At 63.8% G+C, this 8,655-nt stretch carries 8 protein-coding genes; 6 read left to right on the forward strand and 2 right to left on the reverse strand.

Features of this window, described 5'->3' with window-relative positions; genetic code table 11:
* The first annotated feature begins 30 nt into the window (after window positions 1-30).
* Genes YU3_RS0128000 through YU3_RS0128020 form a run of 5 tightly spaced genes read left to right on the forward strand, consistent with a single transcriptional unit; the run spans window position 31 to window position 5,243 of the window.
* Complete coding sequence (locus tag YU3_RS0128000) at window positions 31-1,590, forward strand: sugar ABC transporter ATP-binding protein (RefSeq protein WP_027169329.1); 1,560 nt, start codon at window positions 31-33, stop codon at window positions 1,588-1,590.
* Window positions 1,587-2,564, forward strand: coding sequence for an ABC transporter permease (locus YU3_RS0128005; RefSeq protein ID WP_027169330.1), 978 nt, complete (start codon window positions 1,587-1,589; stop codon window positions 2,562-2,564). The genes YU3_RS0128000 and YU3_RS0128005 overlap by 4 nt, the downstream gene beginning before the upstream one ends.
* Window positions 2,561-3,562 (forward strand): ABC transporter permease, encoded by a 1,002-nt coding sequence (locus YU3_RS0128010; RefSeq protein WP_027169331.1) that lies wholly within the window; start codon window positions 2,561-2,563, stop codon window positions 3,560-3,562. The genes YU3_RS0128005 and YU3_RS0128010 overlap by 4 nt, the downstream gene beginning before the upstream one ends.
* Window positions 3,562-3,876: an L-rhamnose mutarotase gene (gene rhaM / locus YU3_RS0128015; RefSeq protein ID WP_036259731.1), complete on the forward strand. Its 315-nt coding sequence runs from the start codon at window positions 3,562-3,564 to the stop codon at window positions 3,874-3,876. The genes YU3_RS0128010 and rhaM overlap by 1 nt, the downstream gene beginning before the upstream one ends.
* On the forward strand, window positions 3,873-5,243 hold the full coding sequence (locus YU3_RS0128020) for an FGGY-family carbohydrate kinase (RefSeq protein WP_027169333.1): 1,371 nt from the start codon (window positions 3,873-3,875) through the stop codon (window positions 5,241-5,243). The genes rhaM and YU3_RS0128020 overlap by 4 nt, the downstream gene beginning before the upstream one ends.
* 312 nt (window positions 5,244-5,555) lie before the next feature.
* Here YU3_RS0128020 and YU3_RS0128030 read toward each other — a convergent pair whose 3' ends face one another.
* Together YU3_RS0128030 and galE are read right to left on the reverse strand one after the other, a co-directional pair.
* On the reverse strand, window positions 5,556-6,806 hold the full coding sequence (locus tag YU3_RS0128030; protein ID WP_027169334.1) for a D-amino acid dehydrogenase: 1,251 nt from the start codon (window positions 6,804-6,806) through the stop codon (window positions 5,556-5,558).
* 110 nt (window positions 6,807-6,916) lie between these two features.
* Window positions 6,917-7,912: a UDP-glucose 4-epimerase GalE gene (galE, locus tag YU3_RS0128035; RefSeq protein WP_027169335.1), complete on the reverse strand. Its 996-nt coding sequence runs from the start codon at window positions 7,910-7,912 to the stop codon at window positions 6,917-6,919.
* 278 nt (window positions 7,913-8,190) lie between these two features.
* Here galE and YU3_RS0128040 point away from each other — a divergent pair.
* A partial coding sequence (locus YU3_RS0128040; RefSeq protein ID WP_027169336.1) for an aminotransferase class I/II-fold pyridoxal phosphate-dependent enzyme occupies window positions 8,191-8,655 on the forward strand: 465 nt, incomplete at its 3' end.

Consider the following 8,655-nt stretch of genomic DNA (forward strand, 5'->3'; position numbering starts at 1 on the left):
AACCAGACTCTCTCAGGGCCTGATACGGATATGGACACGACAGCCCAGCACAAAATGGCGACGCAGCTGCCCGAGCCTTCAGGCGCGGCTCCGAGCGCCTCTCCCCGCCTGACGCTCTCAGGCATCTCCAAGAGTTTCCCGGGTGTCCGCGCCCTGCACGATGTCAGCCTGTCGCTCTATCCGGGACAGGTGACGGCGCTGATCGGTGAGAACGGCGCCGGCAAGTCGACGCTGGTCAAGATCATGACCGGCATCTACCAGCCCGATTCAGGCGAGATCGGGATCGACGGCCAGGCCACCACGCTGCCCAGCGCGCATGCCGCCTTCGGCCACGGCATCACCGCCATCCACCAGGAAACGGTGCTGTTCGACGATCTTTCGGTCGCCGAAAACATCTTCCTCGGCCATGCGCCGCGCACCCGCTTCGGCACCATCGACTGGCGTACCATGCGCAAGAATGCTCGCGAGGTGCTGGAAACGATGCGCGCCAGCCATATCGACGCCGACACGCGGCTGAAGGACCTCGGCATCGCCAACAAGCACCTCGTCGCCGTTGCCCGCGCGATGTCGATCGACGCGCGCATCGTCATCATGGACGAGCCGACCGCCGCACTCTCGATGAAGGAGATCGAGGAGCTTTTCCTCCTGATCGAATTCCTGAAGAGCGAAGGCAAGGCCGTGCTCTTCATCAGCCACAAGTTCGACGAGATCTATCGTATCGCCGACCGCTATACTGTCTTCCGCGATGGCGAGATGGTGGGCGAGGGCCTGCTCAAGGACACCGGCCAGAACGACATCGTGCGCATGATGGTCGGCCGCAATGTCGACCACATCTTCCCGCAGCGCGAGCCGAAGATCGGCGCGCCGGTGCTTTCCGTCTCCGGCCTGTCGCATCCGACCGAATTCGACGACATCGGCTTTGAACTGCGCAAGGGCGAGATCCTGGGTTTCTACGGCCTGGTCGGCGCCGGGCGCAGCGAGGTGATGCAGGCGATCGCCGGCATCACGCGCACCAGCCGAGGCGCTATTTCGCTGGACGGCCAGACGATCGCGCCGAAATCGGCCGCGGACTCCATCGAGGCCGGCATCGTCTATGTGCCGGAAGAGCGCGGCAAGCAGGGCGTGGTGATCGGCCTGCCGATCTTCCAGAACGTTTCGCTGCCGTCGCTTGCGCGCACCTCGAAATCCGGCGTGCTCAAGCTCGCGGAAGAGTTCTCGCTCGCCCGCTCCTATACCGAGCGGCTCGACCTGCGCGCCTCCTCGCTCAGCCAGGATGTCGGCACGCTTTCCGGCGGCAACCAGCAGAAGGTGGTCATCGCCAAATGGCTGGCGACGACGCCCAAGGTGATTATCCTCGACGAGCCGACCAAGGGCATCGACATCGGCTCCAAGGCGGCCGTGCACGGCTTCATGGCCGAGCTGGTAGCGCAAGGCCTGTCGGTGATCATGGTGTCGTCCGAACTGCCCGAAATCCTCGGCATGTCGGACCGGGTGGTGGTCATGCGCGAAGGCCGTATCGCGGCGATCTACGACAACAAAGACCTGAACGCCGAAACGCTGGTTCGGACGGCAGCGGGGATCGCGGCATGAAGAGCTTCCTCAAAAACCGCGAGATCTGGCTGCTCGCCGGCATCGTCGTTCTGATCGGCCTGATCTCGACGCGCTTCCCGGGCTTCGCCGATCCGGCCAACCTGCGCCAGGTGTTCAACGACACCTCGATCCTGATGATACTGGCGCTCGGTCAGATGGCGGTGATCCTGACGCGCTCGATCGATCTGTCGATGGCGTCCAACCTCTGCTTCACCGGCATGGTGGTGGCCATGCTCAACGCCGCGCATCCGGCGATCCCCATACCGGTACTGATCGTCGTCGCTCTCGCCGTCGGCCTCGCGCTCGGCGCCATCAACGGTCTACTGGTGTGGCGGCTGAACATTCCCTCGATCGTGGTGACGCTGGGCACGCTCACCATCTATCGCGGCGCCACATTCGTCATCTCCGGCGGCGCCTGGGTCAATGCCGACCAGATGAGCCCCGACTTCATCAACTTCCAGCGCGCCGCCTTCCTCGGCCTGCCGGTGCTGTCCTGGATCGCGATCGCAGTCATCGCGCTGTTCTTCCTGGTGATGACGCGCACCGCCATTGGACGCTCGATCTACGCGATCGGCGTCAATCCGACCGCCTCGATCTATGCCGGCATCGATGTCGGCCGCACCAAGTTCATCGTCTTCTGCATTTCCGGCATGATCGGCGGGCTCGCCGGCTATCTGTGGATCTCGCGCTACGTGATCGCATCGGTCGAGGTCGCCAATGGCTACGAGCTCAACATCATCGCCGCCTGCGTCATCGGCGGCATCTCGATCGCCGGCGGCATCGGCTCGGTCGGCGGCGCTGTGCTCGGTGCGCTGTTCCTCGGCATCATCTCCAACGCGCTGCCGGTCATCAACATCTCGCCCTTCTGGCAGATGGCGATCTCGGGCAGCGCCATCATCCTGGCCGTGGTGCTCAACGCGCGCGGCGAGCGCCGGCAGGGCCGCATCATCCTGAGAAAGGCGGAAGCGGTATGACCGATACTCCTGCCCCGCGCCATATCCCCGACCGGCTCGACAAGCCGCTGTCCTCGGCGATCTTCTCCTGGGAAGCGCTGCTGGTCATCATCGCGATCCTTATCTTCGCGGTGAACAGCTTCGCTTCGCCCTATTTCCTCGATCCGTGGTCGCTGTCGGACCTGACCTTCAACTTCACCGAAAAGGGCCTGATCGCGCTTGCCATGGCGTTGCTGATCATCTCCGGCGAGATCGACCTGTCGGTCGCCGCGATCGTGGCTTTAGCCTCGACGATGATGGGCATGGCTTTGCAGGCCGGCGCCGGCACGCCGGTGCTGGTCGCGATCGGCATCATCGTGGGACTCGGCTGCGGCGCTTTCAACGGGCTGCTCGTCACCCGGCTTGGCCTGCCATCCATCGTTGTCACCATCGGCACGATGAGCCTGTTTCGTGGCATCGCCTTCATCATCCTCGGCGACCAGGCCTACAAGGGCTATCCGGAGAGTTTCGCTTTCTTCGGCCAGGGTTATGTCTGGTGGGTGTTCTCGTTCGAGCTGGCGCTGTTCCTCGTCGCGGCTTTGATCTACTGGTTCATCCTGCATCGGACGAGCTTCGGCCGCCGCGTCTTCGCCATCGGCAACAATCCCGTCGCCTGCCAGTTTTCCGGCGTGCGCGTCGACCGTATCAAGTTCACATTGTTCTGCCTGACCGGGCTGATGTCGGGCATCGCCTCGGTGCTGATCACCTCGCGGCTGGGCTCGACCCGGCCGTCCATCGCCCAGGGCTACGAGCTCGAAGCCATCACCATGGTAGTGCTGGGCGGCGTCTCGATCCTCGGTGGCGCCGGCAGCATCCTTGGCGTCGTGCTCGCAGCCTTCATCATGGGACTGGTGACCTTCGGCCTCGGCCTGCTTAACGTGCCGGGCATCGTCATGTCGATCTTCATCGGCCTCTTGCTGATCATCGTGATTGCGCTGCCGATCGTCTGGCGGCGGCTGCGCGAAGGTCGCTTCGCCTGATGGAAAAATACGCCTTCAAGATGAAGCTCGATCCCGGCATGGAGGCCGAATACAAGCGCCGTCATGACGAGATCTGGCCGTCGCTGGTGGCACTTTTGAAGCAGGCGGGCGTCTCCGACTATTCGATCCATCTCGACGAGGAGACCAACATCCAGTTCGGCGTGCTGTGGCGGCTGGACGACCACGGCATGGCCGACCTGCCCAAACATCCGGTCATGCAGCGCTGGTGGGCGCATATGGCCGATGTGATGCAAACCAAGGTCGACAACGAACCGGTGGCGATGCCGCTGGAAACTATGTTCCATATGGCATGATCCGCCACGTCGCTGTTATCGACATCGGCAAGACCAACGCCAAGGTGGCGCTGGTCGACCTGGAGAGCATGCGCGAAGCGGCAGTCCGCCGCGCAGCCAACGCTGCCTCCACGGATGGTCCCTATCCGCATCACGATGTCGAACGGCTATGGGCCTTCATCCTCGAAAGCGTAGCGGCGCTTCATCGCGAGCAACGCGTCGACGCGATCTCGATCACCACCCATGGCGCCACCGCAGTGCTGGTCGCTGCCCAAGGCGAGCTAGCGCTGCCGGTGATCGACTATGAGTTTGGCGGCGTCGACGAATTGGCGCCGGACTATGACGCCGTCCGTCCCCCTTTTGCCGAGACGGGCACGCCGCGCCTGCCTGCCGGCCTCAACGTCGGCGCGCAGCTCTTCTTTCAGCAGAAGCGCTTTCCCGCCGAATTTGCCGGGGCCGCCACTATCCTGATGTATGCGCAGTACTGGGCCTTGCGATTGACGGGCGTCGCCGCCAATGAGGTGACGTCGCTCGGTTGCCACACCGATTTGTGGAACCCCTGGACGTCCGACTATTCCTCGCTGGTCGACAGGATGGACTGGCGCCGGCTGATGGCCCCGGTGCGGCCAGCGAAGGATCGGCTAGGGCCGATCCTGCCGGCGATCGTGCAACGGACGGGGCTCAACCCGCAGACACCGGTATTCTGCGGGTTGCACGATTCCAACGCCTCGCTGCTGCCGCACCTGCTGTCCGATACACCGCCCTTCTCCGTCGTATCGACCGGTACATGGGTGGTGTCGATGGCGGTTGGCGGCAAGAAGGTGCAACTCGACCCGGCGCGCGACACGCTGGTCAACGTCAATGCGCTCGGCGATCCGGTGCCCTCGGCGCGTTTCATGGGCGGGCGCGAATTCTCGCTGCTGACCGAGGGCCAGCCACAGCAATGGAGCGAAGCCGATGTTGCCGCCGTTCTGGCACGCCAGGCCTTGCTGCTGCCTTCCACCCAACAGGGATCTGGGCCATTCCCGCATCGCGGTGCACAGTGGGTCAATGCCGAGAACTTGAGCTCCGGCCAGCGTTTCGCCGCCATCTCGTTCTATCTCGCGCTGATGACCGCAACCTGCCTGGAGCTGGTCGGCGGCGACGGGCCGACGACGGTCGAGGGACCTTTCGCGCGGAATCCACTTTTCATCCGCATGCTGGTAGCGGCGACCGGACGGCCGGTCGTCGCGTCGGAGACGTCGACCGGGACCAGCATCGGCGCCGCGCTGCTGGCCTCGGATGGCGCTACGGTTACGAGCAAGGGCGAGCGAACCGAGCCTCCAGCCGATCAAAGTTGGCGCGATTACGCTGGGGCGTGGCGCGACCTGATCGGTCCGTGCGATTAAGAGTCGGCAAGGACCCAATCGATAGGGCAATCCGCCGTGGCAGCTTCAAAGCCGGAAACAAGAGCTATTGTATGTGCGCACGTCTTTCGCACTGAGCGCCCGGTAACTTTAGCCGTTCGACATTTCGACGGCGAATGGCAATTGACGTGTGGGGAATATGACCATCCCGCTGACTGTTCTGATTTCCAAGTCGTCGGCTTCGGACATCTTGCCGCCAGACAGGGCAACTTAACGCAGATTGCCGATCTTGAGCCAGGGTGGCTCGCCGAATGGGTGACTGACGAGTGGATACTGGCCCGACACGACGATTGATCAATTCCCGTAAAGCAATCCCTGCGGATCGATCTCCGGCTTGCGGCCGGCGACGATGTCGGCCAGGAATTTGCCGGAGCCGCAGGCCATGGTCCAGCCGAGGTGGCCGTGGCCGGTGTCGAGATAGAGATTGCGGTATTTCGCCTGACCGAAGACAGGCACAGAACTCGGCATCATCGGCCGCAGACCCGCCCATAGCACAGCCTTCTTCTCGTCGAAGGCGCCCGGGAAAAGGTCCTTGCCGGTCTCCAGGATGGTTCTGAAATCGCCGGGCTTGAAGCTGCGGTCGAAGCCGGTGAATTCGGCCGTCGAGGACATCCGCAGGCGATTGCCCAGCCTCGAATAGCCGATCAGCCGGTCCTCGTCGGCGCCGCCCATGGTCGGCCCTTTGCTCTCATCCTCCAAGGGAATCGTCGCAGTGTAGCCCTTCACCGGGTAGACAGGCAGGTCGATGCCGTAACGGCGTCCGAGCAGGCCGCTTTCCGGCCCCATGGAGATGACGACGGCATCACCCTTCACCGGCCCGGCCGAGGTCATGACGGCGCGCACCCGATCGCCTTCGATGTCGAGGCCCTGGATTGTCGTGCCGAACAGGAATTTCACGCCGAGCTTCTCGGCCGCATAGGCGGCGAGCTTGTCGACGAATTGCTTGGAATCGCCGGTCTGGTCGATCGGCGAATAGATGCCGCCGGCGATCTTTTCCTTCACGCCGGCCAAGCCGGGCTCCAGCTCGACCAGACGCTCGCGGCCGACGATCTCGATCGGCAGGCCATGCTCGCCGAGATAGCGGTAATTGTCGGTGCCGGTGTCGAGGCTCTTCTGCGAGCGGAAGAAGTAGAGGATGCCTTTCCGGCGCTCGTCGTAATGGATGCCGGTCGCATCCGACAACGCATTGATGCAGTCGCGCGAATAGAGCGCCAGCCTCAGCTTGACGTCGGTGTTGGCGCGAAGCCTTGCCACCGTGCACTCGCGCAGGAAACGCAGGCTCCAGGCATAAAAATAGGGATCGAGGCGCAGCCTGACCTTGATGCCGAGGTCGTGGTTCCAGAGCGCGCGTAGGAAAGTCTTCAGCGCGGCGGGCGAGGCCCAGGCAGTGGCGTCGCCCGGCGACACAAGGCCGGCATTCGACTGGCTGGTGCCGCGCGCCGCCGCCTCGTGGCGCTCGATCACCGTCACCTCGTGACCGTCTTTAGCCAGATAGTAGGCGGCCGCCGTGCCAACCGCGCCGGCGCCGAGAACCAGGACCTTCATGCCTTCCCCTCAAGGATCATGTCTGCGGCGCGCTTTGTGCACCGCTGAATGAGCCTCAATACCGCTTATGAACGCGCCGGACGAGCCCTTGGCCCAACAGCTCGCTGTGACTAGCTCCGCGCCGAGTTCTTGCCGGTCAGGATACGCTCCCAGGCCAGCGCATCGTTGACGATCTGGTCGAGATCGTCGCGCTGCGGCGTCCAGCCGAGCTCCTTGCGCGCAAGGTCGGAATTGGCGACCACGGCGGCGGCGTCGCCGGGCCGGCGGTCGCCCATGCGAACGTCGAAATCGTGACCGAAGGCGCGGCGCACACTGTCGATGACTTCGAGCACGGAATAGCCGTGGCTGTAGCCGCAATTGGCGACGAGGCTTCCGCCGCCGTCGCGCAGCCGCTGCAGCGCCAGCCGGTGCGCAGCCGCCAGATCGCTGACATGGATGTAATCGCGCATGCAGGTGCCGTCCGGCGTCGGATAATCCTTGCCGAAGACCTGCATGAACGGGCGCTTGCCGAGCGCGGTCTCGCAGGCGACCTTGATCAGATGCGTGGCGCCGGGCGTCGACTGGCCGGTGCGGCCCCTTGGATCGGCGCCGGCGACGTTGAAATAGCGCAGCGCCGTATAGCGGATGTCGTGCGCCCGCGCCGCATCGCGCAGCATCCATTCGCTCATCAGCTTGGAAAGGCCGTAGGGCGATTCCGGCGCCAGCCGCGCATCCTCGCGCACCGGCTCCAGCCCGGCGCCGCCATAGACGGCGGCAGTGGAGGAGAAGATGAAATGCGGCACGCCCTCGCGCACCGCGGTTTCGATCAGCGTGCGGGTCTTGCAGGTGTTGTTCTCGTAGTAGCCGAGCGGATCGGCGACCGATTCCGGCACGACGATCGAGCCGGCGAAGTGGATGATGGCGTCGACCTTGTTCTCGCGGATGATCCGGCCGACCAGCTCGCGGTCGGCGACATCGCCGACGACGAGCTTTGCTTCCGGGGCGACCGCCCATTCGAAGCCGGTGGAAAGCCGGTCCAGGACAACCACGCTTTCGCCGGCGTCGAGCAGCTCCCAGACCATGTGGCTGCCGATATAACCGGCACCGCCTGTCACCAAAACCGTCATCACCTACCTCGCTGATCAAGATTTATCGGAAACTGTCTCAACAGCCACCGCGCTGGAAACCCCGCCGCAAGCCCATTACCCTCCCAAATGTTAAGTCCGTAACAGTTCCTTCCGCCTGAGGCATCGTACTGAAACAAAACTGCTTCAGACAGCCGGGAATAGGCCACGATCCGGCATCGTTAGGAACAGGGCCGGGGCGTGGCATTTTGACCGGTGGGGTCCGGTGGACGCGGAATGGGGCAGTGATTATGATCCGACCCAAAAATCGGGAAGTCGACATGAACTACCAGCGGTTCTTCGAGGATGCGATCGACCAGCTCCACGCCGAGCGGCGCTACCGCGTTTTCGCCGATCTCGAGCGCATCGTGGGCAAGTTCCCGCGCGCCATCTGGCGTTGCAACGGCCGCGCCGAGGAAATCACCGTATGGTGCTCCAACGACTATCTCGGCATGGGCCAGAACGCGGACGTCATCGCCGCCTTCCAGACCGCCGCCGGCAAGATGGGTTCGGGCGCAGGCGGCACCCGCAACATTTCCGGCACGTCCAACCCNNTGGTCGAGCTGGAGCAGGAGCTCGCCGACCTGCATGAGAAGGAAGCNGCGCTGGTGTTCACCTCCGGCTTCGTCTCCAACGAGGCCTCGATCTCGACCATCGCCCGGCTTTTGCCCAACTGCCTGATCATCTCGGACGAGCTGAACCACGCCTCGATGATCGAAGGCGTGCGCCGCTCGGGCGCCGAAAAG

Source organism: Mesorhizobium sp. WSM3224 (genome assembly GCF_000427725.1).
In the GTDB taxonomy this organism is placed as follows: Bacteria; Pseudomonadota; Alphaproteobacteria; order Rhizobiales; family Rhizobiaceae; genus Mesorhizobium.